Here is a 26540-nt window from a genome sequence, read left to right as displayed (position 1 = left end):
ACGGCAAAGCTACAACAAAGTTTTAGTACATTTGTGCTATGCCAAAAAAGCTGTTAAAAAATATTTATTTTCCTTCGGATGTAAGGCGTTTGTCTGCTGATGATTTGCCGTTATTGGCAAAAGAATTGCGTGACTTTATTATTGATGTAATTGCAACTAAAGAAGGTCATTTAGGCGCAAGTTTAGGTGTAATAGAACTTACTATTGCCTTGCATTATTTGTTTGATACTCCAAACGATCAATTAGTTTGGGATGTTGGGCACCAGGCATACGGACATAAAATTTTAACAGGCCGAAAAGATATTTTTCATACCAACAGGCAGTTAGGCGGAATTTCAGGATTCCCAAAACGAAGCGAAAGTGAATACGACACTTTTGGTGTTGGGCATTCGTCTACATCAATTTCTGCAGCTTTGGGTATGGCAATTGCTTCTAAATTACAAGGAAGTAACAAACATCATATTGCTATTATCGGTGACGCTTCTATTGCTAGCGGAATGGCTTTTGAAGCCTTAAACCATGCTGGCGATACGAATGCCAATTTACTAGTCATTTTAAATGACAATGCTATTGGTATCGATCCTTCGGTAGGCGCTTTAAAAGATTATTTAACTCGGATAAAATCACCAAGGGCTGATATTGAGCAGCACAATATTTTTGAAGGATTAAATTTTAATTACTCCGGACCTATTGATGGCCATAATTTTGAAGAGCTCTTATCAGAATTAAATAGATTGAAGCAAATTGATGGTCCTAAATTATTACATGTAATTACCACCAAAGGAAAAGGACTACGACAAGCAGAACTAGATCAAGTAAAATACCATGCGCCAGGTAAATTTGATAAAATATCGGGAGATGTTTTACCTAAAGAAGCAAGTAAATTTACAAAATTTCAGGATGTTTTCGGAAAAACAATTGTCGAGTTAGCACATAAAAATAAAAAAATAGTAGGTATTACACCTGCCATGTTAAGCGGAAGTTCTTTAAAACGAATGTTAGATGAATTTCCCGACCGTACTTTTGATGTTGGTATTGCCGAACAACATGCTGTTACTTTGGCGGCTGGTATGACAACGCAAGGTATTATTCCGTTTTGTAATATTTATTCTACTTTTTTACAGCGCTCTTACGATCAAATAATTCACGATGTTGCCTTGCAAAACCTACCAGTAATATTTTGTTTAGACAGAGCTGGTTTGGTTGGTGAAGACGGTGCAACACATCACGGAGTATTCGATTTGGCCTATTTACGTTGTATCCCGAATTTAATCATATTTGCGCCTCGTAACGAAATTGAACTGCGAAACATTTTATTTACAGCTCAATTGGGCTTAGAAAATCCGATTGCAATTCGGTATCCGAGAGGCTATGGAAAACTAGAAAAATGGCAACTTCCTTTTGAAAAAATTCAAATAGGAAAAAGCACCTGTTTAAAAGAAGGAAATGAAATAGCAATACTTTCTATAGGAACCATAGCTAACAACGTTTCAAACGCTATACATCAGTTAGAAAACAGCAAAGAAGTGGCGCATTACGATATGCGATTTGTAAAACCTTTAGATAAAACGCTTTTAAATAGTGTTTTTAATCAATTTGATAAAATAATTACTGTAGAAGACGGAACTATAACTGGTGGATTTGGTACTGCTATTTTAGAATATGCTTCAGAACAAAACTACAAAGGCTTTATAAAACTTTTAGGTATTCCTGATAAATTTATAGATCATGGAACTGTTAATGAGCTGCAAAAAGCTTGTGGTATAGATTCAATTTCTATTCAAACCATGATAAAACAGTTATTAAACTAAGCTTTATCAGGCATTTTCCTTTTTTATTCTATTAGTTAGTAAGTAAGTAAATTTGAGCACACCTCATTATCCACTAACCTTTCCCCGTATATAAAATCATGAAAAAACTAATACAATTAGTTATATGCACATTCGTAATTGTGTCGTGTAACAACGAGGAAAATTATTTACCTGTTTCGAAAATTGATACTCAACTAAGTGAACTCCTCTTTAAAAGAGCTGGTAATTCTGAAAAATCCTATTTTATATTGCCATCAAGCAATGACTACTCCAAAATTCCGCAAGACCCTAAGAATCCAATTACAGAAGCGAAAGTTATTTTAGGTAAGTTATTGTTTCACGAAACTGCGTTGGCACAAAGCCCTAAACATACTGATGGTGTTGGTACGTATTCATGCGCAAGCTGTCATCATGCTAAGGCAGGTTTTCAATCGTGTAAAAAACAAGCTATTGGTGATGGAGGTTTCGGATTTGGAGCTTCAGGTGAAATAAGAACAATGGCCGAAAATTATACCAATGAAATGGTAGATGTACAACCTATAAAATCGCCAACAATATTAAACAGTGCCTATCAAAAAGTAACTCTTTGGAATGGTCAGTTTGGTGCTACAGGGATGAATATAAACACTCAGGCACAATGGACAACAGGAACACCCAAAGAAACCAATAATTTAGGCTTTGAAGGCCTAGAAACACAAGCCATTGCAGGTTTAACTGTTCATAGACTTGAAATAAATTCTTCTTTAATTGAAAATTTAGGTTATAAAACATTATTTGACGATGCTTTTGCTAATGTAAATGAAGAAAAGCGCTATACTTTTAAAAATGCCGGATTAGCAATTGCTGCTTATGAAAGAACAGTGATAGCAAATGAAGCTCCTTTTCAAGAATGGTTAAAAGGTGATCTAAATGCAATGACAAATACTGAAAAAAAAGGGGCTATTTTATTTTTTGACAAAGGAAAATGTTATCAATGTCATAGTGGACCGTCCTTAAACTCGATGGATTTTATCGCTTTAGGAATGAAAGATTTAGAAGGCGGAGACACTCTAGGAAGCCCTGTAGATGAAGCTACTAAAAAAGGACGTGGTGGCTTTACACAAAATACAAATGATAACTACAAGTTTAAAGTACCACAATTATATAGTGTAAAATACAATGGTTTTTACGGTCATGGTTCTTCGTTTAAATCTGTAAAAGAAATTATTGAATATAAAAACAACGGTATAAAAGAAAATCAAAATGTACCAAACAGTAATTTAGATGAAAGGTTTAAGCCGCTTAATTTATCTGAAGAAGAAATCAATTTATTAACATTGTTTATAGAAAAAAGCTTGGATGACAAAAACTTAAAAAGATATACACCAGAAAGGGTATTGTCGGACAATTGTATTCCTAATAACGATGTACAATCACAAGAAGATATTTGTAATTAAAAGAATATAATAAAAAAACCGAAACATAAATGTTTCGGTTTTTTTTAATAGAATACTATTTTCTTAATTATTTAAAGCTTCTGCACCACCAACAATCTCAAGGATTTCGTTAGTAATTGCTGCCTGACGCGCTTTGTTATATGTTAATAATAACTCATCACGTAATTCAGTTGCATTATCGGTTGCTTTATGCATTGCTGTCATACGAGCACCGTGCTCTGAAGCGAAAGAATCGCGAATTGCTTTATACAATTGTGTTTTTAATGATTTAGGAATCAACTCTAAAACAATTTCTTCTTTAGAAGGCTCAAAAAGATAATCTAAAGTTACGTTTTCATCACTTTCTACTGGTTCAATTGGTAAGAATTGCTCAACCTGTGGAATTTGTGTTGCTGCGTTTTTAAATTGATTATAAACAAGTTCTATTTTATCATAAGAACCAACTACATATAAATTCATCAATTTTTCCGCAATTTCAGCAACGTTATCAAAAGTTAAATCATCATAGATATCACTTCTGTTTTCAATAACATTGTGCTCTTTCGATAAAATATCGTTCCCTTTTTTACCAATCGTTAATAAATCAACAGTTACACCATTGTATTTATTATCGATAGTTTTAATTGTTTCTTTAACAATAGAAGAATTAAAACCACCACACAAACCTCTGTTTGAAGTAACTGCAACTAGTAATACATTCTGTACTTCTCTTTGTGTTGAATACTCTCCACTAGCATCACTATCTAAAGTAGCGCTTAAGCTTTGTAATAATTCAGTAAGCTTAGATGAATACGGGCGCATTGCTGTAATTGCATCTTGAGCTTTCTTTAACTTTGCAGCCGATACCATTTTCATGGCAGAGGTAATCTGCATTGTTGATTTAATCGAAGTAATTCTGTTACGTATTTCTTTTAAATTCGCCATACGAATAGTGTTGAGTATTAAATTTTAAGTATTGAGAAACAATTTCTCAATACTTAAAATTAAAGTCTTTTATTAAGCTGAAAATTTTGCTGAAACTTCTTTTGCAGCTGCTGTTAAAGTATCAATTACCTCATCAGTTAATTTACCTGCTTTTAAAGTATCTAAAGTATCTCTATGCTTTGCATTTAAATACTCGATATAATCTCTTTCAAATTCTTTTACCTTTTCTACTGGTACATCTCTTAACAAGTTCTTAGAACCTGCATAAATGATTGAAATTTGGTCTTCAACAGTATAAGGATCGTTTTGTGCTTGCTTTAAGATTTCAACATTACGTTGACCTTTAGAAATCACATTCATAGTAGCTGCATCTAAATCAGAACCAAACTTAGCGAATGCTTCTAATTCACGATATTGGGCTTGATCTAATTTTAACGTACCAGATACTTTTTTCATTGCTTTAATCTGAGCGTTACCACCAACACGAGATACAGAAATACCTACGTTTATTGCTGGACGAACACCAGAGTTAAATAAATCTCCATCTAAGAAAATTTGTCCATCAGTAATCGAAATTACGTTTGTTGGAATATATGCTGAAACGTCTCCTGCTTGTGTTTCAATAATTGGTAATGCAGTTAAAGAACCTCCACCTTTTACAATTCCTTTTAAAGAATCTGGTAAATCGTTCATTTCACTAGCAATCTTATCATCATTGATTAATTTTGCAGCACGCTCTAATAATCTTGAGTGTAAGTAAAATACATCTCCAGGATATGCCTCACGTCCCGGTGGTCTTCTTAATAATAAAGAAATCTCACGGTATGCTACTGCTTGTTTTGATAAATCATCAAATACAATTAAAGCTGGTCTACCTGTATCTCTAAAAAACTCTCCAATTGCAGCTCCTGCAAATGGTGCATATACTTGCATTGCTGCAGGATCTGATGCATTTGCTGCTACGATTGTAGTATAAGCCATTGCGCCTCTTTCTTCCAACATATTAGCAATAGCTGCTACTGTTGAAGCTTTCTGACCGATAGCTACGTATATACAATATACTGGTTGCCCAGCATCGTAAAATTCTTTTTGATTTAAAATGGTATCAATTGCAACTGTTGATTTACCAGTTTGACGGTCACCAATAATCAACTCACGTTGACCACGACCTACAGGAATCATTGCATCAATAGATTTAATACCAGTTTGCATTGGTTCAGTTACTGGCTCACGATAAATAACTCCAGGAGCTCTACGCTCTAAAGGCATTTCGTAAGTAGTACCTTCAATTGGTCCTTTACCATCAATAGGCTGACCTAATGTGTTAACAACACGACCAACAATACCTTCACCTGCTCTTAAAGAAGCAATACGTTTTGTACGCTTTACTGTAGAACCTTCTCTTACTGTTGTTGAAGTTCCTAATAATACAACACCTGCATTATCATCTTCTAAGTTTAATACGATACCTTCTAATCCGCCATCGAATTCTACTAATTCACCGTATTCTACATTAGATAAACCGTAAACACGAGCAATACCATCACCTACTTGTAATACTGTACCTACTTCGTTTAACGTTGCTTTCGCTTCGAAATTTGTTAATTGTTCCTTTAAAATTGCTGAAACTTCAGCTGGTTTAATTGCCGCCATCTTTTATAATTTGATGTAATTAAATTTGTGGAATATAATGACTATTGTCAAATTCTCTTCTTAACTCGTTGAATTGATTAGAAATACTTGCATCATACTGCACATCTCCAACACGTAAAATAAATCCTCCTATAATATTCGGATTTACTATATTTTCTATACCTGCGCTATTTCCTGTAATTTCTACAATCTTTGCTTGTATTTTATCTTCTAATTCTTTTGTTAAAACTACTGCTGTAGTAACTTTAGCTACTTGTATTTTATTATCCTGATCATAAATAAGAGCATATTGCTTTGCAATAGATTCTAACATGATCATACGTTTATTTTCTTCTAACAAGTTAAATAAACCCTTAACAATAGTATTTACTTTATCACCAAAAAGCGCTAGTAAAACCTTATGTTTCTCTGTAGCTTTAACCACAGGGCTTTTAAGCATTCTTTTTAAATCATTACTATCTGCAATAGTACCTGCGATAAACTTCATATTATCGTTTACTAAAGAATCACTATTAGTTTCTTTAGCAAGGTTTAATATTGCTTTTGCGTAACGTAATGCTGGTCTTGCTCCTTTCATCGATTGCTTAGTTTAAAGTAACCTCTTTTAACATTCCTTCAACAAGCTTTAATTGCTCGTCATTAGAAGCTAATTCTTTTCTTACTAATTGCTGAGCGATATCTATAGACAAATTTGCTACATTTTTCTTTAATTCAGCGATTGCAGCTTGTTGTTCTTGTTTTATTGTTGCTTTAGCATTTTCTATCATGATAGAAGTTTGGCCTTCTGCTTCTTCTTTCGCTTCTGCAAGAATACTTTCTTTAATATCACGAGCATCTTTCATCATTGCATCTCTTTCTGCACGTGCTTCTTTGATCATTCTTTCATTATCTGCTTGCAAGTTTTGTATTTCCTTACGAGCATTGTCTGCTTGATCTAATGCAGTTTGAATACCTTCTTCTCTATCATTTAATGCAGATAGAATAGGTTTCCAAGCAAATTTCATCATCAAAAAAATCAAGATTAATAAGATAAAAGCTTGCATTGCAAACAACCCTATTGAAAAATCATTAAAAATTTCCATACTACTTAATTTTGTATTTTTTTATTGTTTAATAAAACACTTCTGCAACCAACCGTTGCAGAAAGTGTTTGTTTTTAATTTTTCGGATTATTTCCCTAAAAGTAAAGCACCAAATGCTAAACCTTCTAATAATGCTCCGATAATAATCATTGCAGTTTGAATTTTATTAGCTGCTTCAGGTTGACGAGCAATAGCTTCCATTGCGCTACCACCAATTTTTCCTAAACCTAAACCACCTCCAATTACGATTAAACCTGCTCCTATTAAATTGTACATACTAATTGATTTATATTAAATTAAACAAAATTTTTATTCTACTTCTTAATGGTGCTCATGCTCTTCTACAGCCATACCAATAAACAATGACGATAGCATTGTAAAAATATACGCTTGTAAGAACGCTACCAAAACTTCAATTAACGTTAAGAACAGTGTTAAGAATACAGAAACTCCTGTAGCTCCTGCTGTTCCAAACTGTGCTTTTAATGTAATCATTAAAGCTGCAATACCCATAACTACTGCATGCCCTGCGGTAATGTTCGCAAATAAACGAACAAATAACGAAAATGGTTTTGTTAACATACCTAATACTTCAATAGGTGCTAAAACAATTTTCATTAATACTGGTACACCTGGCATCCAAAAAATATGTTTCCAATAATCTTTATTTCCTGAAAACTGCACTATTATAAAGGTAAATAATGCTAAACATACTGTTACAGCTAATTGACCTGTAATATTAAAACCTAACGGAGTTAACCCTAATATGTTAGATACCCAGATAAAAAAGAAAACAGTAAGTAAAAAACTCATAAACTTACGATAATGCTTCTCACCTATATTTGGTCTTGCTATTTCATCTCTAACATATAAAACCAAAGGCTCTAAAACTCTAGAAAAACCAGTTGGTATTGCTCCTTTTTTATATCCTTTTGCTAATGACCTAAACCCGAAGATCATTAATAAACCTACTAGTAGCATTCCAAAAACACTTTTTGTTATAGAAAAATCTAATAACTTATGCGCTTTTACTGGATGATGCTCTTCATCAAAAGAAACTACGGTAGCTCCTTCTTCTAATTCGTAAATCTTACTATGTACTTTAGCTAATTTAACACCTCCTGCATCTACAACAACTTTTCCATCATCATTATGATGAAATGCTGAAGACATAAAAGTCTTTAACCCTTTACTTGTCCATACAATTACTGGCAAAGGAAAACCGATGTGTACTCTCTCATTTGCATCATTTGTATATGAAAACAATGAAAAATCATGCGAATCTGCTAAGTGATGCTTCTTATAAGCTTCTATCTCTTCCTTTGTATTTACACGACCACCATCTTGCGAAGGGTCATCTTTTTCATTACCAAATATTGAAAAAGAAGTAAAAACTAAAACAAGTATTGTTAAAAAATTGATAGATTTTTTTGCTATCATCATATCTTTAATTTGAATATACGATTAAGGTCTGTAAATTTCCGTGCAAAGGTACATATTGTAATTAAAACTACAAACCGTTTTTTTATTTAGTTTTTCTATTGTTATTTCGTCTTGTTATTTTCATCAAAAAACGACGAAACTATTTACTACTCAGCAGTTTCGAAACGGCAATAGCTTCTGAAATTAAAAATATAAACAACGGAATTACCAATGAAAACCTTTCTGGCTGTGTAAGTTCTTCGTTTGCAAAAACCGAAACCTTGAAAATCAAGACAAAAAATCCGATTTTTAAAAATACAGAGGCTAAATATGCATATCCTGCTTGATTAATTAATTTAGAGGCTACTAGCTCTACAATCGCATACACAATCACCGTAGCGATAAGATGAAACAGGTATATTGAAAACAATGAATATGAGAGAGAAATTTCTTTAGACTGTAAAATATAATCGTGAGGAAAATAACTTACTGCGAATACTATAAAAATAGCAGTAAGGAAAAACAAAATTCTTTTAATCATTATCTTTTGAAATTTTTGTTACTTGACGTATTACCGAGAACATTGCTAAAAAGACTGCCGCAAGTGTGCATATTTTAGAATATAATTCTCCATTGTTAGGATATTGTACATCTAACCACTTACCTAGTAAATTACCTAAGTAAATCGTCAAACCCATTTGAAGAGCAATACTGGTAAACCGAATGTATTTATTAAGCGGTTTTACCTTTGGTTTTTTGCTCATCTTTATTTAGTTCTTTTACAGCTCCTTTCATAGCACATGTTGCATTAAATGAGGCACCTGGCTCTACAGAAAGCTTACCAATAACTACATCTCCATTAATATTTGCTGATGTTTTTACTGTTAATGTGTTCGAAACAACTAATTCTCCAGAAAACTTACCCTCTACATCAGCGTTTGCACATTCAATCTTTCCTTTTACAAAACCAGATTCACCAATAATAACTCTACCGTTGGTTTTAATTGTTCCTTCTAAAGTTCCATCAATTCTAAAATCTCCTTCAGAAATAATATCTCCTGTTATTTGCGTGTTTTTACCAACAATGTTTCTTTCTGAAACTTTATTGTCACTTGTTTTTTTATTTTCTTTACTAAACATGATTCGGGGAATTAGTGTGTTATTTGTTTAATTGATCTAAAATTTCCTTTGCTTTTACACCTTCTTCTTTTGTTGCATAACCAATAGCTACAAATTCTAGTGCTTTCTTATAAACCTCTTTACTATTATACTTACCTATAGACAAGGCTTTTAAGAGCGCAAATTTAGGAATTAATTCTGAATTACTTATTGTTGGTAAAAAAGCGGTCACCTCTTTTACAACCTCTTCAAATTTATTCTCTTTAAAAATATAATAAATTTCTTTATACTTATCTAAAACAGCATCTTCTTTTTTACCTCCTTTTAATTTTTCCTCTGGATTTAATATTATTTGAGCAAATGTTGTTTCGGGATACTTATTTAAAATAACGTCTTTATATCGGTTTGATTTTTCTTGATCACCAATACTTTTATAAACTTGATATAAATGATAACTAATCGGCAACTCCAATTCTTTATTTGTTTGCTCTTTTTGTACGCGTTCTAAATTTTTAATAGCAAGATCTGTGTTTTTAAATTGCTCTTTATAAATTAATCCTAATTTATATAAAGCATCATTACGATCTTCAGTTAAAGTGGTTATTACTTTTTTATCAGTAGGAATTTCGTTTAAATAAGTTGCTAATACATATCGCTTATTTACAATTGGTTCTGATGATGTTTCTTCAACATCATTCGTTGCAATGGTAGATTTATCAGACAAACGCCAGTTATCTTCTAAAGGACGCGTACCCCACACTCTCTGAAATTCTGATTCACCAAAGCCTAATGCCTGAGTATTATAAAAATACCATTTTCCTTTATTACTCGAATTGTTTACTGACGATCCTCCACCAAAAGAACTTCCGAAGTTTTGTGCATTTAACAGCTGTTGCTTGTTCTCTTCGTCTTCTTTTTTAATTTTTGCTATATAATTTTCAAAAAATACGGTTCTTTCATCTGTCGTCATTGCTACTAACTTAAGAATGCTATCGTTATTTTTAACAACCTCTTCATATTTTCTTAAAGTTGTTAGTCCTTTGTTTTTTCTTCGGATTCTTCTAATTCTCTTTTCTTGATCAAATTCTTTTGAAGTAACCTGTAAAACACTATCGTAATACGAACCTGCTAATACATAGTTTTCTTTATCAAATGCAATATTTCCTAAACCTTCGTAGGCATATGTTTTTTGATAATTATTATTAGTCTTTGCGGCTATTGATTCTTTAAAATAGTCAATAGCATTTACTGTTTTATTTCTTCCTACTTCTAAAACACCTGCCTGATAATAAAGCGCATTTAAAAATTTACGGTTATCAGAATTTCTAATTAATTTTTTTAATCTAGCTAAAACAACTATCGATGCTGAATCATTTTCAGTGTTTTTAGCCATTTCAATATTTGCGCGTATACGGTATTTGTAAGGTGCCTTTTTTGCTTCAGCTAATTTATTAAACACCACTCGCGCTGAGTCTCTGTGATTTAATTCGCTGTAAATTTGCCCTAAAACAAACATATTACGAGCAGATTGCTCTTTGTTTTTAAATATTTTAGAAGCTGCTGTTAAATGTTCTATAACTTTTTGAATCGTATCTGTTTTTTGATACGCCATTGCCATTGCAGTATGTGCTTGTTCTCTTATAGCATCAGGAAGTTCTTCTTCGTTTTCTTCAACTTCTAATAAGAACTTTAAAGATTCTATGGCTAGTTTTTCATTATCTAAACGAATATTTGTTTTTGCTCTCCAAATTTTCGTCTCATTAATTAAATTAGCATTCGGATAATTTACTATGATGTAATTAAAAGATTCTATCGCAGGAATAAAACGCTGTGTGTAATATCTAGATTTTCCTAAAAGTAGATAAGCATCATCAATTTGACGGTTTTTTTCATAACCGTTTATATTCATCGTGTGCTTTTGAATAGCCTTTACAGCTTTTTCTTCTGCTTTATCAAAAGACGTTAAGTTTTCAACCTCTTCTTCTTCGTTTTCATTAAAACCAGTACCAGGCTGCAAAACAGGAACTACTATTTTATTCTCATCAAAACTAATTGGTTCTATTTGTAAACGTTTCCAAAAATTATCTTCGTGCTTGCTTTCAATCTCTTCTAGCCCTTTTAAATAAGCTTGCTCTCCGTTAAAAAGAATATTATATTTAGTGGTAAGTGCGTGAAAATTTCTATTTATAAAAGCATCTTTTTTTACACTACACGAATATATTAGTGCTAAAAAAAGGGTAAAAACTAAAAGTTTGGATAGTTTATTCATATAGTTATACTTTTACTGTACAACAACTATATTCGTTAGTTTATTGTATGTAAAAACGTAAAAATAACAATAATAAAATAATTTTAGTGCTCGTAATGCTATTTAAAATAAATCTTAGAGGTTAATTAAAATCGTATACATTTTAGTTAACCTCTTTTTATTGATTTATTTTATTAATTATACAGAAAAATAGCTTTCTAATTCTTGCAACGTTTCTGGTGATGTATTTATATCTTTTACCACATTTCCTTTATCTAAAACAACTATTCGCTCACATACTTCAGTAACGTGACTTAAGTCGTGACTAGATACTAACACGGTAACTTCTTCATTTTCTGTTAAACTCTTTAGTATTTTTTTAAGTCTGATTTGAGTTGTTGGGTCTAAATTCGCAAAAGGCTCATCTAAAATTACTACTTGTGGATTTCCCATTAAAGCGGCTATAATTCCTGCTTTTTTCTGATTTCCTTTACTTAAATCGCGTAAATATTTTTTCTTGCCTAGAATTTCATCATTAAAAAACTCTTTAAAAGGTGCTAAAAATGCTATAACATCCGCTTTATTCATTCCTCGTAAATCTCCAATAAAGTCGAAATATTCTTCGGGAGTTAAATATCCTATTAAAAAAGATTCATCAATAAAAGATCCTGTAAAAGTTTTCCAATCTTCACTTTTATTTACAACTACATCGTTGTTTGTAATTTCTCCTGTTGTTGGTCTTATCAAATCTAGTAAAATATTAAATAACGTAGTTTTTCCGGCGCCATTATTACCAACCAAACCAAAGCTTTGTCCGCTAGGAATTTCTATTTTATCAACATTTAAAACCTCTGCTTGTCCGTATTTTTTTGAAACTGTATCTATTGTAATCATACTATTTTCTTTAAATTTTGTTTTGTTTATGCTTCTTTTCCGAAAGCGTTAATCATAGCGTATTTGTCTTTGATATATTTTTTTTCTATCAAATTCATAAAGTAATTCTTAAAAACTAAGCCAAGTACTCCCAATAAAGCAACTAAAATATACCCTGAGTTATAACCAACAAAACTGTTAAATATCCAAAATATAGCCATTGGTAATAACATTAATGGTATAATAATAAGAAACTGCGTTGCGCTTGTTCCTTGTGTGTTTCCGAAACCACCCTTTGTTAAATCGATTCGTTTTCTATTAAAAGATCCTGCATATAACAAAAACAGTGAATTAAAACCGATATTAAAAATAGCCCCCACTGTAATCATTAAAAATATTTTTGTTCCGAAATATAAATAAGGAAAACTTAGACAGTATAAAACTGTAGTCATCGCAACCATTAAAAACCACTTAGAATCTAAGAATTTACGATATCTAAAACTCTGACTCATTAGCATTTTATAATGTGCACTATCCCAAGCCGGAATAAACTGACCGTAATTTAATGTAAAACCTCCTGTTACAAACAAGCCCGCAAACATTAACATGGCAGGCATTTTTTGATAGGTTTCTTGCGTAAAGAAAATCAATCCATAAAAAAGGAATAAGAACGACATTAAAAAAACAGTTTTTGTTCTTTTGTTTCGCCAAATTAATCGGATATCATTTTTTATAAATGGTGCGATATCTCCTAATTTTTCTGTCCACGATAAATCTGCTGTGTTCGCTTCTTCTGTTTTAACTGCAACTAAATCATCTAAATAAACTCTTGCTCTTAATAGTTTAAAATTTACATAATATAACACTACTGCAATAACAAAGGGAACTAATGCTAAAATTGGATTTACTACAATTGCATCAAATATTTGTTGACTATATAGTGAAACATTAAAGCTAGTAAACTTTTGCAATGCCAATAAAGCAACTAGTAATGTAGCAATAAATGCAAATACACTATTATTCTTATTGATTAAAAAGTTTAAAAAATTAGTTGCTTGAATGATAAAAAACATAGCAGTTAACCAACCTAAGACTCCACCCACATTATAATCTTGACTAATTAAAACCACACTAAAAGGAATATAAAAAAACAAAGACATGAAATTGAATCCTGAAAATGCCGATTTACCTAAAACATAGTGTACTAATTTTTCTTTCTTTATAGGAAGTATTAATAGAGGTTTAATATTCATTACTGGTAATTTTTGCATTAAATAGCGGAAAATTAAATCTCCCAGTATAGCAAAAACTAACATTGAGTTTACAATTTGTAACGGATCTTGTTCTGGATACATTTTCTTTAAAAGAAAAAAACCTCCAATACCAATTCCTAAAAAAACAGCTAAAATATATAGGATAAAAAAGCCCATTATAATTTTTAACGCAATTCCTTTTTGCCAATATGAAGAACGAAAATATTGTTTCCATTCTAATTTTAAAAAATGTGCAATCATTTGGTTTGATTTTTAATTGATTGATAATAAGAGTCTATTATGTACTATTTGTTACATAAAAAAAGCATCAATTTTAAAAATTGATGCTTCTTGGTGTTTTTTACCTTTATAAAAATTAAACCCATTTACATAATACACCTCCCATAATAGCTAAACTTACTACCCAATAACCTACGTTAATTGCAATATATTTAAAACTTTTTCTTTCAAATAATCCGTTAATTGTAATTATAGATCCTGCTAATAATAAGCCAATCATGGTTCCGTGTAAAGCACCGTGACCAAAAGTTCTAAATCGATCACCAAAATTTGACATGAATTCTTGAAAATAGGTAGATGCTCCTCCTGATCCTTCTGTAAAACCTGGTTCTCCCATTAAAGTAGAAAAAGCTCCCCATTGGTGAATAACCAACGTTTGTAATACAAATGCTATTAAAAAACTGCACACATACGATAATCCGAAAATTTTAAGCATATTACCACCTTTTAAACTTTCTTCTGTGAAACCCATTTCTTTCATCCATGCTTTTCCAAAAAGTGGTCCATACCAAACAAATCCTATTATCATTGGTACTAATGCTGCTAGTGCGCATATTAAAAAATTAAATTTCATAAATATAAAGTTTTGGTTTATAGTCAAATATAACAAAAAAGCATCAAATATAAATTTGATGCTTTTTTGTTATTTATCGTTAAAATAAATTTTATTTTATTTTCATTGATTTAGCAATTGCTTCCAATTCAAACAAAAAATCACGTTTATTTACCGATGGTGCATACGTAAAACCTTCAAAAACCACTAAGCGATTATTTTTCTTATCAATTATCGTGTAGTTTATAAATGGTCCTGCCATAAAATCGTTTTTAACTTCCCATTTACCACGAGTTTCATATGCTTTTTTACCATCTATAACAGCATCAAAAGTAAACGGAGTGTATGCTTGTTCGGTAATCATATACATACCCTCTTTACTACCTGGTATGTATTTTTTACCAATTGTATCTCGTACTGCTGTAATATTATCGGCAACAGTTGTTTCATCTTCTAAAGGAACCGTGTATATTAATACATTATTAGTCCCGTCTCCTCGTGCTATACCACTAGATAAATGCTGACGAAACCAAATAAAATTACCCGCATCTTCAACCAATTTATATCTCTTAGGAATATCTATTGTTAAACCTATATTTTTAATCGTTTTAAACTTCGTTTCATCAATACGTTCTTTTTTAAAAATACGTTGTGAAAACTTAATATCTTCATCTTTAAACAACTTGATAATCTCTTTTCCTCGAGTATCTAAAAGGTTTATAATCCCAGCTTTATTCTTTGCAGTTGCATGTACAATAATTTGAGGTGCTGCATACTTGTTTTTTTCAACAGTAATACTTTCTTCTTTACCTTCTTTAATCATTAAAACCGCTTTTCCATGTCGCATGAAACTACCAAAACCCACAGGATCTATTTGGCTAACCGATAACAAGGTTTCTGGTTGAGGCAAACCTACTTGATGCTCACCAAAAACTTTACGTATTTGATCTCCAACTTTTCCTTCCCAATCTATTCCTTTAACAACCACCATTATTTTATTGGTGTTACCATTAGATGTTGGCAAAACATAACTGTCTTTTCCATTACCTGTATTGCATGATATCGCTAAGAATATCGAAAAAAGTAAGATTATTGTTTTTTTCATAGTTTGTAGTTTTTAGTAGTGTATTTTTTAACCTTTAAAAATTTTAAGCTTCATTCCTGGCTTTAGACTTTTAGCACTCCAAATATTGTTCCACTTTTTTATTTGCTCAATAGAAACTGATGGATATTTTTTAGAGATTGTCCATAATGAATCTCCATTTTGCACTACATAAATATCGTGCTTGCCGGTCGGAACCTTATACTTCTTTTTAGACACCTTCTTAGTAACACCTATTTTCTTCGGATAAATACTTAAACGTTGCCCTATTTTTAAACGATGATTACGCATACCGTTCCATCGTTTTATATCGCTAACTCTTACGCCAAACTTATTTGCTATTTTCCCTAAATAATCGCCGCTACGTACTTTATAACGAATGCGTTTATCCATTTCAAAATACTTAGGCAAAGGTTTTTCTCTTTTACCTTCATCTTCTTTTGCCAAAACATAAATCTCTTTCTCCTTATCAAGAAAATCTATCATGTTTTTTCGAGGCAAACGAACTGCGTAATTTTTGTTTTTTATATATGGAATAATATCTAATTTATACGCCGGGTTTAAGAAAGACAGCAACTCAGTATCGATCTTCGTTTTCTCTGAAATTTGATCGAAAGTGATTGTTCTTTTTACGCGAACTGTATCGGTTTCGAAATGGAAGATATTTGGTGGCTCAGGGTAAATCCCGTGTTCTTCGGCATATTCAAAAATATACATCGTTGCATAAAATGCAGGAACATAACCCGCAGTTTCACGTGGTAAAAACGGACGAATATTCCAGTAATTACGATATCCTCCAGAGCGTTTTATTGCTTTCGAAACATTTCCTGGTCCCGAATTATAAGCGGCCAATGCCAAATCCCAATCTCCAAAAATTTTATATAACTGACTTAAATATTTACAAGCTGCAATAGTTGCTTTTACCGGGTCTTGACGTTCATCTACATACGAACTTACCTTTAAGTTAAACTGCACTCCTGTACCATACATAAACTGCCACAAACCTGTTGCACCAACTCTAGAACGAGCTGCAGGGCGCAAAGCAGATTCTACAATAGCCAAATATTTCATTTCTAACGGAACATCGAACTGATCTAAATACTGCTCGAACATCGGAAAATAATATTGTGCCTTTGCCATTAACGCCGGATAATATTTTTTTCGGTATTTTAAATAACTATTAATCACCTTTTCTAATGCAGGGTTGTATGCTAAATGAAATGGTGTTTGTAAATCTAAATCTGTTAACCGTTTTTTTAATAAATCCGAAGAAAGTATGGTTGTTGTATTACCAATAATATCTTTATCATTAATTACATACTGAATACTATCAAATAATGATGAATTAAACTTTTCTTCAATCAATAAACTATCAATAATTTTTAAATCTGCATCAGAATATAAATCTTCCAACTGTTTTATTTTGATAGTGTCTATTGCTATTAAAGTAGAATCACTTATTATTTGTACACTTTTTTCGGGCACCAAAAGGCTATCAACAGGTTGTTGCGCAAAAATTGATGTTGAAAAAAAAAGTAGTATTAGTAGGTTTCGCATATTTTTATTTTAAATATCTAATTCAACCACAATCGGGCAGTGATCTGAATGTTTTGCTTCAGGTAAAATATAGGCTCTTGAAATTTTTTCTTTTAACGGCTCAGAAACCATCGCATAATCTAAACGCCAACCTTTGTTATTGGCTCTAGAATTTGCGCGATAACTCCACCAAGAATATTCTTGCCTTTCTGGATTTAAATAACGAAAACTATCTGTAAAACCGCTATCAATAAATTTAGTTAACCACTCACGTTCTTCTGGTAAAAATCCAGAAACTCCTTTCATTTTTGGGTTATGAATATCAATGGCTTCGTGACAAATGTTATAATCTCCACAAATTACTAAATTCGGAATCGTTTTTCTCAAATCAGCGGCATATGCTAAGATTTCATCCATATAGTTGAACTTGTGATCTAATCTAGCAGCATTTGTGCCCGAAGGTAAATACATGCTCATAACCGAAACCTCATCAAAATCTACACGTAAATTCCTTCCTTCAAAATCCATCGTTTCAATTCCCGTTCCGTATTCGATATGCTTGGGTTTTTCTTTACAAAAAACAGCTACTGATGAGTAGCCTTTTTTTTCTGCCGAAAACCAATAATGATATGGATAACCCGCGTTTTCGAACTCCGCTACATCTAACTGTTCTTTATGTGCTTTGGTTTCTTGAATACAAATCACATCCGGATTTGCAGCTTCTAACCAATCGATGAATCCTTTTTTTAATGCGGCACGAATTCCGTTTACGTTGTATGAGATTATTTTCATTAATCTAAAAAAATTGGTTTTTTAAGAAAAATCCAGGTTAACTGTTTCTTTTCTCCTGTTTGCGTTTGTATTATTTTTTTTCTTGGTGATAAAAAATACCCTAAAGCAATTGCTACCGCAATTCGTAGCCAATCTGGCTCTACATGAAATACTTTATCTAAAATCAGTAAAAAAAAGATTGCTAAAAGAGGATAAATAATTCTGTGGATTTTCTTTATTAATTGTATCATTTAATCTAAAATAATAGGCTTTTTTAGAAAAAACCAAGTAATTTGAGTTTTCTCTCCAGACTGAGTTTGTATTTTCTTTTTTCTTGGCATAATGAAAAGTAATATTATAAAAACAATTCCTAACCGTATCCAAGAATTATCTATTCCAAGTCCTTTGTCTAAAACAAAGTGCAAAGCAACAACTAAAATTAAGGTGAGTATAAAACTATTTTTAGCTATAAATTTCATCTTTGTAATTATCTTTTAAATATTCATTTCAGGAACTTCTCCGTTTACAATTAAAGTTCCTGCTGTAGCTGTTTGAATTTCTTCAACAGAAACTCCAGGAGCTCTTTCTAATAAATGAAATGCACCTTCTTTAACTTCTAATACGGCTAAATTAGTAACCACTTTAGTTACGCAACCAACACCTGTTAAAGGCAATGAACATTCTTTTAATATTTTAGATTCGCCACGCTTATTGGTATGCATCATCGCAACAATAATATTATCTGCTGATGCAACTAAATCCATCGCGCCACCCATTCCTTTTACCATTTTTCCTGGAATTTTCCAGTTAGCGATATCTCCGTTCTGAGCAACTTCCATCGCTCCTAAAACAGTTAACTGAACGTGTTTACCACGAATCATAGAAAAACTTGTTGCTGAATCGAAAATAGAACCACCATCTAAAACAGTAACCGTTTGTTTACCTGCGTTTATTAAATCGGCATCTTCTGTTCCTTCAACAGGAAAAGGTCCCATACCTAATAATCCGTTTTCAGATTGAAACTCAACCTCAATGCCTTCAGGAATATAATTAGCTACTAAAGTCGGAATTCCGATACCTAAATTAACGTACCATTTATCTTGTAATTCTTTCGCTATTCTCTGTGCTATTTGTTGTTTTGATAAAGCCATTTTCTTACAATTTTGGGGTTACAGTACGTTGCTCAATTCTCTTTTCATATTTTTCTCCTTGAAAAATACGTTGTACGAAAATTCCTGGAATATGAATTTGATTAGGATCTAATGTTCCTGCTGGCACTAATTCTTCTACCTCAGCAACTGTTATGGTTGCAGCACCACACATATTCGGGTTAAAATTACGTGCTGTTCCTTTAAAAATTAAATTCCCTGCAGTATCTCCTTTCCATGCTTTAACAAAAGCAAAATCTGCTTTAAAAGCTGGTTCTAAAACATACATTTTTCCGTCGAATTCACGTGTTTCTTTTCCTTCTGCAACTTCTGTTCCGTAACCTGCCGGCGTATAAAATGCAGGAAAACCTGCTTGTGCAGCTCTACACTTTTCTGCTAAAGTTCCTTGTGGAGTTAATTCTACATCCAACTCACCAGATAACATCTGGCGTTCAAACTCATCATTCTCTCCTACATAAGAAGAAATCATTTTTTTAATCTGTTTATTTTGAAGTAATAAACCTAATCCGAAATCATCTACACCTGCATTATTAGAAATACAGGTAACATCTCTTACATTTAATTTTACTAACTCTGCAATAGCGTTTTCTGGTATTCCGCACAAACCGAAACCTCCTAACATAAAAGTCATAGAGTCTTTTACACCAGCTACGGCTTCTTGTACGTTATTTACTTTTTTATTTATCATTGTAGTTGTTTGTTTTATATTAAAAAAGCTTCTTTGATTCTCATCATCAAAACAAATTCATTAAAAATCAGTATCGTCTTCTTCTACCTTTATTTCCTCACCTTCTTTAACATCTTCCTCTTTTACCTCATCACAATTAACATTGATAGAAAGCGCTTCTGAAGGTTTTTCAAAATCTTCCTGACTTATATTTAAACTTTCATCAGCATAACATTTTTTCATAAATAATGCCCATGTTGGCAAAGACATTGCTGCTCCTTGTCCTTTTGCTATTCCTGCAAAATGTGTTGCTCTATCTTCACCTCCTGTCCAAACACCTGTAACTAAATTAGGTACGATTCCCATAAACCATCCATCAGACTGGTTTTGAGTTGTTCCTGTTTTTCCTGCAATAGGATTTGTAAAGTTATATGGATGTCCTGTAATATAATCTGGATATTTATATGGCAAGCGTAAACGGATACCTGAACCGCCTGTTGTTACACCTTTCATTAAATCAAGAATAACATATGATGATTCTTCACTTAAAACCTCTTTTGTTTCTGGCACAAACTCTTCTAAAACTGTTCCGTTTTTATCTTCTATACGAGTAATCATCATGGGACTTACACGTAAGCCTTTATTTGCAAAAGTAGAATAGGCACTTACCATTTCGATTAACGATAAATCAACTGCTCCTAAAGCAATTGATGGATTGGCATCAACTTTTGATGTTATTCCTGCTGATTCTGCTAAACGCGCTACATTTACAGGAGAGACTTTATCTATTAATTGTGCTGAGATAACATTTACTGATCCTGCCAAACCTTTTTTTAATGTTAATTCACCACCATATTCATTACTAGCATTTTTAGGTGTCCAGTCTTCTGGCATTCCATATTTTTCCTTCGGAATTGTATACAATACATTAGGCAATTTATCGCAAGGAGACATTTTTAATTGATTAATAGCAGTTGCATATACAAATGGTTTAAAAGTAGAACCTACTTGTCTTTTTTGTTGCTCTACAGCATCGTATTTAAAATATTTATTACTAATACCTCCTACCCAAGCTTTAATATGACCTGTTTGCGGCTCGATAGATACTAAACCTGAACGCAAGAAGTGTTTATAATAACGTATAGAATCATATGGTGTCATTACCGTATCACGATCTCCTTTCCAAGAAAATACGCGCATATCAACATCTGTATTAAAAGATTTTTCAATTTCTTTTTCTGATTTCCCATTAATTTTCATGCGTTTATAACGAACAGATCTTCGCTTAGCACGTTTCATATTATTTAAAATCTCTTTTTTATCTAGATCATAAAAAGGTGCTGTTTTATTTCTTTTTTGCTCCTCAAAGAAATAAGATTGCAAATTAGACATATGCTCTCTACTTGCCTCTTCGGCATATTTCTGCATACGAGAATCTATAGTAACATATACTTTTAATCCGTCTTTATAAATATTATAAGCCTCGCCATTGTCTTTCGGGTTTTCTTTAGCCCATTTTTTTAAGCGTTGTTTTAGGTTTTCTCTAAAATAAGTAGCTAACCCGTCGCTATGACTTTCTGGAGTGAAATTTATTCTTAAAGGTGTTTTTTGTAGCGAATCTTTTTCTTCTTCGGTTATAACTCCATTTTTTTCCATTTGAGAAAACACCGTATTTCTGCGTCCTAATGATTTCTCTTTAGAGCGTTCTCTATGCGGATTGTATTGCCTCGGATTTTTTAACATTGCAACTAAAATAGCGGCCTCTTGCACATCTAACTCTCTAGGTTCTTTGCCAAAATAAATACGTGCCGCAGAACGAATACCTGTTGCATTAAAAAGAAAACCCTGTGTGTTTAAATACATGGTTGCTATTTCTTCTTTAGTGTATTGACGCTCTAATTTTACCGCAACTACCCATTCTTTTAATTTTTGAGTAAGTCTTACTAACTTATTACTTGTACCTCCTTGATTAAATAGGTTTTTAGCCAACTGTTGGGTAATTGTACTTGCACCTCCTTCGGTTCCTAATTTAGATACTGCTCTTGCCAATCCTCTAAAATCAATACCTGAATGTTCATAAAAACGTTCATCTTCGGTAGCTATTAAAGCTTTCAATAAAATTGGAGGTAAATCTTTATATTTTATAGGTGTTCTGTTTGCTTTAACATAATACTTTCCTAATGTTTTTCCGTCAGCTGAAATAACTTCTGTTGCTAAATCACTTTTAGGGTTTTCTAATTCTGCAAAAGATGGTAAATCTCCAAAAACACCCCAAGAAGCTAATAAAAACAATAGACATATAAAAAGGAACCCTCCTAATATAATGCCCCAAAACCATTTGATATATGTACTAAAATTAATTGTTTTTTTCTTTGTCATTACTGTGTTTTTTCAATTCTAAATCCTACTTGAGATATTCCTTCAAGTTCTTCAATCCCTTCAATATTGCCATTTTTTCTCATGGCTTGTTTAACTTTAAATATATAATCTCCTGTATTAGGAAATATTATATTTTCTTTATAAAAAAGTTTATTTTCTTTAATTGTAGAAAATCCTTCTCCCAAAAACTTACCGGAAACATCTGCCATATCATACTCTAACGTATCTATAATTATTTGACCGTCTGGAAAGTTAATTTGAGCAATTAAAAACAAATTACTGTAATTATATTCATTATTATTTCTAAGGTTTATAAAAAGATTTTTCTTGTTTATAGAATCTTTTACCGAGAAATTAAAAGTAACAGCATTGCTCTTATTCCACGAACTTTCAGGCAACGTTATATACTCATCATATATTCTATCTGAATCACATGATACAATTGTAAAAACTGTTAAAAAAAGTATTAGTAAACTATTCTTTTTCATTTTTATTGTCCGTGTTTTCGTTAGGCTTCTTTCTTCTTTGATTATTGCTTCGTCTTTTCGGAGCGTTTGGCTTCTTATTTTCTGGCTTAATATTTTTATCGCCTTGTACTTTTTCTGTTTTTGACTTATTGCTTCTAGGATTATTTCTTGGTTTTGGTTTCCTATTATCAATCCCCTCTTTATCTGCGCTCTTATTCGCTTCTTTATTTATCGGTCTCCTTTTTTGAGGTTTTCTATTTGGGCTAACTTCAGACGGTTTAGCTCCTTCAACTTTGTTTAATGGCTTCCTTTGAGGTTTTCTTCTAGGCCTAGGTGTAGCTGCAGAATTATCATCAGTTTTACTTACTGGTTTTCTCTGAGGTCTCCTTTTTGGTCCTGCATCAGCAGGTTTAACTGGCTCTTTTTTATTTAAAGGCTTTCTTGTTTTTCGTCTATTATTACGCGATTTCTTTGGCGCATCAAAACGAGTTAAACTATCTTGTCCTACAACATTTTCAAAATCAACAACAGTTTCTGTAACTATTTCTAATTCATATTCATCTAACGGTAAAGCCAGTTCATTATTTTTATTCAATTCAATAATTTCTTGAACTTGCTCTAATGATAATTGAAACCACTTAAAACTTTCATGCTTGTAAGTATACCAAAGTATTTTTTTAAAGATATCCATCTTAACAAAAACGGCATCTCCTTTTTCTGTTTTTAGTATTTTATCTTGCTTCGGAAAACTTTGTAAAGCATCTAAATACGTATCTAGCTCAAAGTTTAAACAACACTTTAATTTACCACATTGCCCTGCTAACTTTAACGGATTTAGTGATAACTGCTGATAACGTGCTGCCGCGGTATTTACTTTTCTAAAATCGGTTAACCAAGTAGAGCAACAAAGCTCTCTACCACATGAACCAACACCTCCTAAACGTGCTGCTTCTTGGCGCATACCAACTTGTTTCATTTCTACACGAATAGAAAAAGTTCCTGCTAAATCTCTAATTAACTGACGAAAATCTACACGTTCATCGGCTGTATAATAAAAAGTTGCTTTGGTTCCGTCTCCTTGATACTCTACATCTGAAAGTTTCATTTTTAAGCCTAAACGGCTAATAATCTCTCTTCCTTTTCGCTGAGTTTCTTGTTCTCTATCTCTGGCTGTATGCCAAATATCAATATCCTTTTGAGTAGCTTTTCTGTAAATCTTTTTAACATCTTCACTATTCTCAGAAACTTTTCGCTTCTTCATTTGAACTTTAACTAGCTCTCCTGCCAACGCAACAATACCAATATCGTGACCAGATGATCCTTCAACTGCCACAACATCACCCATCGAAACTGTTAATTTCTCGGTGTTTTTATAAAAATGCTTTCGTCCGTTTTTAAATCGAACTTCAAAAATATTAAATGGAGCTTCACCTGTAGGTAAAGTCATATTCGACAGCCAATCAAAAACGGCCAATTTATTTCCACTTCCACAGGTACCAGAGGCACAATTTCCATTGCTTTTGCATCCGTTTGGTACGCCGTCTTTACTGGTTGAACAACTGTTACAACTCATAATATAGTATATTTTTACAAGCGTTTTTTAAATCTGAATTATCCCAGTATCAAAAAACACTTTTTATTATTGATTTTCAGCTAGATAAACTTTTTTATTCTAACCTCCCTTAATCAGTAAAGATACATATTCTATCGAAAATTAAAAATGGATTTGACTTATAAAAAAACACCTCGAAGTTTTATGAAACTTTGAGGTGTTTTAATTAAAAATATTATTTCTATTTAGTTCTTTTTTGCCCAGTTATCTCGTAAACCAACTGTTTTATTAAATACTAAATTTTCGGTAGTAGAATCATCATCTACATTAAAATATCCTAAACGTTGAAACTGAAATTGTTGCCCTATTTTTGCTGTTTGTAAACTTGGTTCTACAAAAGCAGTAATTTTTTCTAATGAATTAGGATTCACAAATTCCATAAAATCTTTGTCTTTATGGTTATCTGGAGCTTCATCTAAAAACAAACGATCGTATGCTCTTACCTCAGCTTTTACAGCGTGTTTTACAGATACCCAATGTAAGGTTCCTTTTACTTTTCGCTTGCTTTCTTCTGTATCACTTCCCGATTTTGTTTTCGGGTCATATGTACAGTGAATTACCGTAATTTCTCCGTTTTCATCTTTTTCACAACTTGTTGCTGTAATGAAATAAGCGTTTTTTAAACGAACTTCTTTTCCTAATTTTAATCTAAAAAACTTCTTATTTGCTTCCTCTCTAAAATCTTCTCTTTCGATATAAATTTCTCTTGCGAAAGGAATAATTCTTGTGCCAGAGTTTTCATCCTCAGGATTGTTTTCTGCAATTAAAATCTCTTCTTTATCTTCAGGATAATTATCAATAATTACTTTTACAGGATCTAAAACTCCCATAACTCTGTTTGCTGTTTTGTTTAAATCTTCACGGATTTTAAACTCTAACAGCGAAACATCAATAATATTTTCTCTTTTTGATACTCCAACAGTTTCTATAAAATTACGGATTGATGCTGGTGTGTAACCACGTCTTCTTAATCCAGAAATTGTTGGCATTCTTGGATCATCCCATCCGTTTACGATTCCTTTTTCTACCAATGTTAACAACTTACGCTTACTCATAATAGTATAGCTTAAGTTTAAACGAGAAAACTCGCGTTGCTTTGGCGGATTTGGAAATTCGGCTTTACTGTATTCGTACACATTGTCGCGAAACCAGTTGTATAATTCTCTGTGAGGCTTAAACTCTAAAGAACATAAAGAATGTGAAATCTGCTCTAAATAATCACTCTCACCATGCGTCCAATCATACATTGGGTAAATAACCCAATCGTTTCCTGTTCTGTGGTGTGTTTTCTTTAAAATACGATACATTAACGGATCACGTAATAACATATTAGGCGATTCCATATCTATTTTAGCTCTTAAAACATGCGTTCCTTCTTCAAATTCACCAGCTTTCATTCGACTGAATAAATCTAAATTTTCTTCAACAGATCTGCTTCTAAAAGGACTATTTGTTCCAACCTTTGTTGGTGTTCCTTTTTGAGCGCGCATTTCTTCAGAAGATTGACTATCGACATACGCTTTACCATCTTTTATTAATAAAACAGCCCAATCGTATAATTGCTGAAAGTAATCAGATGAGTACAATTCATTTGCCCATTTATACCCTAACCAAGTAACATCTTCTTTAATGGCATCTACATACTCTTGCTCTTCTTTAGCAGGGTTTGTATCATCAAAACGTAAGTTTACTGGCGCATTGTATTTTTCACCTAAACCAAAGCTAATTCCGATAGCTTTTGTGTGACCGATATGTAAATATCCGTTAGGTTCTGGCGGAAAACGAAAACGTAAATTATCTTTTGGCAATCCGTTTGCAATATCCTCTTCAATAATTTGTTCTAAAAAATTCAATGATTTTTTTTCTTCTGACATCTTCTGTTGAAATTGAAGTGCAAAATTACGGAAAATTTTATCCAAAAAAAGAAAAGCGAAAACCCTTTATAGAGTTTTCGCTTTCAATCTAAATATCTTTCGTTAAATAACTATCAATCCGTATGATGTGATTCTGAAATAAATTTAGAATAACGTTAAAAATTACAATTCGTTAACCAGAATTTGTTATAGATTCTTATAACAAAACTGGTTCTCTATACAATTTTATTCCGTTAGCACTTCTTAAAATCACTCGAACTGACAGTTCGTAAATTTTAATACCTAAAAA

At 32.2% G+C, this 26540-nt stretch carries 26 protein-coding genes; 2 read left to right on the top strand and 24 right to left on the bottom strand.

From position 1 onward, the window contains the following. Window positions 1–38: 38 nt before the first annotated feature. Window positions 39–1811 carry a 1-deoxy-D-xylulose-5-phosphate synthase gene (gene dxs, locus P2G10_RS07860; protein ID WP_275316003.1) on the top strand — a complete coding sequence of 591 codons (1773 nt, stop codon included), beginning with the start codon at window positions 39–41 and terminating at the stop codon, window positions 1809–1811. 98 nt (window positions 1812–1909) lie between these two features. Further along, a complete protein-coding gene (locus P2G10_RS07855; protein ID WP_275316002.1) occupies window positions 1910–3247 on the top strand; it encodes a cytochrome-c peroxidase in 1338 nt (445 codons plus the stop codon). 63 nt (window positions 3248–3310) lie between these two features. Here P2G10_RS07855 and atpG read toward each other — a convergent pair whose 3' ends face one another. The 24 genes from atpG to P2G10_RS07735 all read right to left on the bottom strand — a co-directional run bounded on the left by atpG (window position 3311) and on the right by P2G10_RS07735 (window position 26251). Continuing rightward, window positions 3311–4171, bottom strand: a complete 861-nt coding sequence (gene atpG, locus P2G10_RS07850) for an ATP synthase F1 subunit gamma (protein WP_218771951.1) — start codon at window positions 4169–4171, stop codon at window positions 3311–3313. A 72-nt stretch (window positions 4172–4243) separates the two neighbouring features. After that, a complete protein-coding gene (gene atpA / locus P2G10_RS07845) occupies window positions 4244–5824 on the bottom strand; it encodes a F0F1 ATP synthase subunit alpha (RefSeq protein ID WP_218771950.1) in 1581 nt (526 codons plus the stop codon). 19 nt (window positions 5825–5843) lie between these two features. Continuing rightward, window positions 5844–6401 (bottom strand): ATP synthase F1 subunit delta, encoded by a 558-nt coding sequence (gene atpH, locus P2G10_RS07840; protein ID WP_218771949.1) that lies wholly within the window; start codon window positions 6399–6401, stop codon window positions 5844–5846. A gap of 7 nt (window positions 6402–6408) precedes the next feature. Next, entirely contained in the window at window positions 6409–6906 is a 498-nt protein-coding gene (locus P2G10_RS07835) for a F0F1 ATP synthase subunit B (protein WP_218771948.1), read from the bottom strand. Window positions 6907–6993: 87 nt separating this feature from the next. Continuing rightward, a complete protein-coding gene (locus P2G10_RS07830) occupies window positions 6994–7182 on the bottom strand; it encodes a hypothetical protein (protein WP_218771947.1) in 189 nt (62 codons plus the stop codon). Window positions 7183–7227: 45 nt separating this feature from the next. Beyond that, the gene (gene atpB / locus P2G10_RS07825) at window positions 7228–8349 is read right to left on the bottom strand and encodes a F0F1 ATP synthase subunit A (protein WP_218771946.1); all 1122 of its coding nucleotides are present in this window, start codon (window positions 8347–8349) and stop codon (window positions 7228–7230) included. A 139-nt stretch (window positions 8350–8488) separates the two neighbouring features. Further along, window positions 8489–8869: a DUF6168 family protein gene (locus P2G10_RS07820; RefSeq protein ID WP_275316001.1), complete on the bottom strand. Its 381-nt coding sequence runs from the start codon at window positions 8867–8869 to the stop codon at window positions 8489–8491. Then, the gene (locus tag P2G10_RS07815; protein ID WP_218771944.1) at window positions 8862–9092 is read right to left on the bottom strand and encodes an AtpZ/AtpI family protein; all 231 of its coding nucleotides are present in this window, start codon (window positions 9090–9092) and stop codon (window positions 8862–8864) included. Before P2G10_RS07815 ends, P2G10_RS07820 begins: the two co-directional genes overlap by 8 nt. Next, window positions 9061–9468 carry a bactofilin family protein gene (locus P2G10_RS07810; protein WP_218771943.1) on the bottom strand — a complete coding sequence of 136 codons (408 nt, stop codon included), beginning with the start codon at window positions 9466–9468 and terminating at the stop codon, window positions 9061–9063. The genes P2G10_RS07815 and P2G10_RS07810 overlap by 32 nt, the downstream gene beginning before the upstream one ends. A 19-nt stretch (window positions 9469–9487) precedes the next feature. Then, the gene (gene porW / locus P2G10_RS12800; RefSeq protein ID WP_275316000.1) at window positions 9488–11716 is read right to left on the bottom strand and encodes a type IX secretion system periplasmic lipoprotein PorW/SprE; all 2229 of its coding nucleotides are present in this window, start codon (window positions 11714–11716) and stop codon (window positions 9488–9490) included. A 177-nt stretch (window positions 11717–11893) separates the two neighbouring features. Beyond that, window positions 11894–12589, bottom strand: a complete 696-nt coding sequence (locus P2G10_RS07800) for an ABC transporter ATP-binding protein (RefSeq protein WP_218771941.1) — start codon at window positions 12587–12589, stop codon at window positions 11894–11896. A gap of 26 nt (window positions 12590–12615) precedes the next feature. Beyond that, entirely contained in the window at window positions 12616–14082 is a 1467-nt protein-coding gene (locus tag P2G10_RS07795; protein ID WP_275315999.1) for a DUF5687 family protein, read from the bottom strand. A 115-nt stretch (window positions 14083–14197) separates the two neighbouring features. Further along, window positions 14198–14695, bottom strand: coding sequence for a DUF1761 domain-containing protein (locus tag P2G10_RS07790; RefSeq protein ID WP_218771939.1), 498 nt, complete (start codon window positions 14693–14695; stop codon window positions 14198–14200). Between the two features lie 91 nt (window positions 14696–14786). Then, window positions 14787–15779, bottom strand: coding sequence for a DUF4837 family protein (locus P2G10_RS07785; protein WP_218771938.1), 993 nt, complete (start codon window positions 15777–15779; stop codon window positions 14787–14789). A 27-nt stretch (window positions 15780–15806) separates the two neighbouring features. Next, window positions 15807–17333, bottom strand: coding sequence for a lytic transglycosylase domain-containing protein (locus P2G10_RS07780; RefSeq protein WP_275315998.1), 1527 nt, complete (start codon window positions 17331–17333; stop codon window positions 15807–15809). Between the two features lie 9 nt (window positions 17334–17342). Further along, window positions 17343–18104, bottom strand: coding sequence for an exodeoxyribonuclease III (locus P2G10_RS07775; protein WP_275315997.1), 762 nt, complete (start codon window positions 18102–18104; stop codon window positions 17343–17345). Then, on the bottom strand, window positions 18104–18334 hold the full coding sequence (locus P2G10_RS07770; protein WP_218771935.1) for a hypothetical protein: 231 nt from the start codon (window positions 18332–18334) through the stop codon (window positions 18104–18106). The genes P2G10_RS07775 and P2G10_RS07770 overlap by 1 nt, the downstream gene beginning before the upstream one ends. Continuing rightward, a complete protein-coding gene (locus tag P2G10_RS07765; protein ID WP_218771934.1) occupies window positions 18335–18562 on the bottom strand; it encodes a hypothetical protein in 228 nt (75 codons plus the stop codon). Between the two features lie 15 nt (window positions 18563–18577). Next, on the bottom strand, window positions 18578–19234 hold the full coding sequence (locus tag P2G10_RS07760) for a CoA transferase subunit B (protein ID WP_218771933.1): 657 nt from the start codon (window positions 19232–19234) through the stop codon (window positions 18578–18580). A 4-nt stretch (window positions 19235–19238) separates the two neighbouring features. Continuing rightward, window positions 19239–19940: a CoA transferase subunit A gene (locus tag P2G10_RS07755; RefSeq protein WP_275315996.1), complete on the bottom strand. Its 702-nt coding sequence runs from the start codon at window positions 19938–19940 to the stop codon at window positions 19239–19241. A gap of 60 nt (window positions 19941–20000) precedes the next feature. After that, on the bottom strand, window positions 20001–22298 hold the full coding sequence (locus tag P2G10_RS07750) for a transglycosylase domain-containing protein (RefSeq protein ID WP_275315995.1): 2298 nt from the start codon (window positions 22296–22298) through the stop codon (window positions 20001–20003). Then, window positions 22298–22786, bottom strand: coding sequence for a gliding motility lipoprotein GldH (locus tag P2G10_RS07745; protein ID WP_218771930.1), 489 nt, complete (start codon window positions 22784–22786; stop codon window positions 22298–22300). The genes P2G10_RS07750 and P2G10_RS07745 overlap by 1 nt, the downstream gene beginning before the upstream one ends. Further along, window positions 22773–24338 carry a regulatory iron-sulfur-containing complex subunit RicT gene (locus P2G10_RS07740; protein WP_275315994.1) on the bottom strand — a complete coding sequence of 522 codons (1566 nt, stop codon included), beginning with the start codon at window positions 24336–24338 and terminating at the stop codon, window positions 22773–22775. The genes P2G10_RS07745 and P2G10_RS07740 overlap by 14 nt, the downstream gene beginning before the upstream one ends. A gap of 224 nt (window positions 24339–24562) precedes the next feature. Further along, window positions 24563–26251, bottom strand: coding sequence for a glutamine--tRNA ligase/YqeY domain fusion protein (locus P2G10_RS07735; RefSeq protein ID WP_275315993.1), 1689 nt, complete (start codon window positions 26249–26251; stop codon window positions 24563–24565). Between the last annotated feature and the right edge of the window lie 289 nt (window positions 26252–26540).

Origin of the sequence: Tenacibaculum bernardetii (assembly GCF_029125915.1) — a bacterium.
Classification (GTDB): Bacteria; Bacteroidota; Bacteroidia; order Flavobacteriales; family Flavobacteriaceae; genus Polaribacter; species Polaribacter bernardetii.
The sequence above is the reverse complement of the archived record's forward strand: the minus strand, read 5'-3'. Positions and strand labels throughout refer to the sequence as shown.

Coding starts and splice junctions, on each gene's coding strand:
- dxs (WP_275316003.1), top strand. CDS start 39: ATGCCAAAAAAGCTGTTAAAAAATATTTATTTTCCTTCGGATGTAAGG.
- P2G10_RS07855 (WP_275316002.1), top strand. CDS start 1,910: ATGAAAAAACTAATACAATTAGTTATATGCACATTCGTAATTGTGTCG.
- atpG (WP_218771951.1), bottom strand. CDS start 4,171: ATGGCGAATTTAAAAGAAATACGTAACAGAATTACTTCGATTAAATCA.
- atpA (WP_218771950.1), bottom strand. CDS start 5,824: ATGGCGGCAATTAAACCAGCTGAAGTTTCAGCAATTTTAAAGGAACAA.
- atpH (WP_218771949.1), bottom strand. CDS start 6,401: ATGAAAGGAGCAAGACCAGCATTACGTTACGCAAAAGCAATATTAAAC.
- P2G10_RS07835 (WP_218771948.1), bottom strand. CDS start 6,906: ATGGAAATTTTTAATGATTTTTCAATAGGGTTGTTTGCAATGCAAGCT.
- P2G10_RS07830 (WP_218771947.1), bottom strand. CDS start 7,182: ATGTACAATTTAATAGGAGCAGGTTTAATCGTAATTGGAGGTGGTTTA.
- atpB (WP_218771946.1), bottom strand. CDS start 8,349: ATGATGATAGCAAAAAAATCTATCAATTTTTTAACAATACTTGTTTTA.
- P2G10_RS07820 (WP_275316001.1), bottom strand. CDS start 8,869: ATGATTAAAAGAATTTTGTTTTTCCTTACTGCTATTTTTATAGTATTC.
- P2G10_RS07815 (WP_218771944.1), bottom strand. CDS start 9,092: ATGAGCAAAAAACCAAAGGTAAAACCGCTTAATAAATACATTCGGTTT.
- P2G10_RS07810 (WP_218771943.1), bottom strand. CDS start 9,468: ATGTTTAGTAAAGAAAATAAAAAAACAAGTGACAATAAAGTTTCAGAA.
- porW (WP_275316000.1), bottom strand. CDS start 11,716: ATGAATAAACTATCCAAACTTTTAGTTTTTACCCTTTTTTTAGCACTA.
- P2G10_RS07800 (WP_218771941.1), bottom strand. CDS start 12,589: ATGATTACAATAGATACAGTTTCAAAAAAATACGGACAAGCAGAGGTT.
- P2G10_RS07795 (WP_275315999.1), bottom strand. CDS start 14,082: ATGATTGCACATTTTTTAAAATTAGAATGGAAACAATATTTTCGTTCT.
- P2G10_RS07790 (WP_218771939.1), bottom strand. CDS start 14,695: ATGAAATTTAATTTTTTAATATGCGCACTAGCAGCATTAGTACCAATG.
- P2G10_RS07785 (WP_218771938.1), bottom strand. CDS start 15,779: ATGAAAAAAACAATAATCTTACTTTTTTCGATATTCTTAGCGATATCA.
- P2G10_RS07780 (WP_275315998.1), bottom strand. CDS start 17,333: ATGCGAAACCTACTAATACTACTTTTTTTTTCAACATCAATTTTTGCG.
- P2G10_RS07775 (WP_275315997.1), bottom strand. CDS start 18,104: ATGAAAATAATCTCATACAACGTAAACGGAATTCGTGCCGCATTAAAA.
- P2G10_RS07770 (WP_218771935.1), bottom strand. CDS start 18,334: ATGATACAATTAATAAAGAAAATCCACAGAATTATTTATCCTCTTTTA.
- P2G10_RS07765 (WP_218771934.1), bottom strand. CDS start 18,562: ATGAAATTTATAGCTAAAAATAGTTTTATACTCACCTTAATTTTAGTT.
- P2G10_RS07760 (WP_218771933.1), bottom strand. CDS start 19,234: ATGGCTTTATCAAAACAACAAATAGCACAGAGAATAGCGAAAGAATTA.
- P2G10_RS07755 (WP_275315996.1), bottom strand. CDS start 19,940: ATGATAAATAAAAAAGTAAATAACGTACAAGAAGCCGTAGCTGGTGTA.
- P2G10_RS07750 (WP_275315995.1), bottom strand. CDS start 22,298: ATGACAAAGAAAAAAACAATTAATTTTAGTACATATATCAAATGGTTT.
- P2G10_RS07745 (WP_218771930.1), bottom strand. CDS start 22,786: ATGAAAAAGAATAGTTTACTAATACTTTTTTTAACAGTTTTTACAATT.
- P2G10_RS07740 (WP_275315994.1), bottom strand. CDS start 24,338: ATGAGTTGTAACAGTTGTTCAACCAGTAAAGACGGCGTACCAAACGGA.
- P2G10_RS07735 (WP_275315993.1), bottom strand. CDS start 26,251: ATGTCAGAAGAAAAAAAATCATTGAATTTTTTAGAACAAATTATTGAA.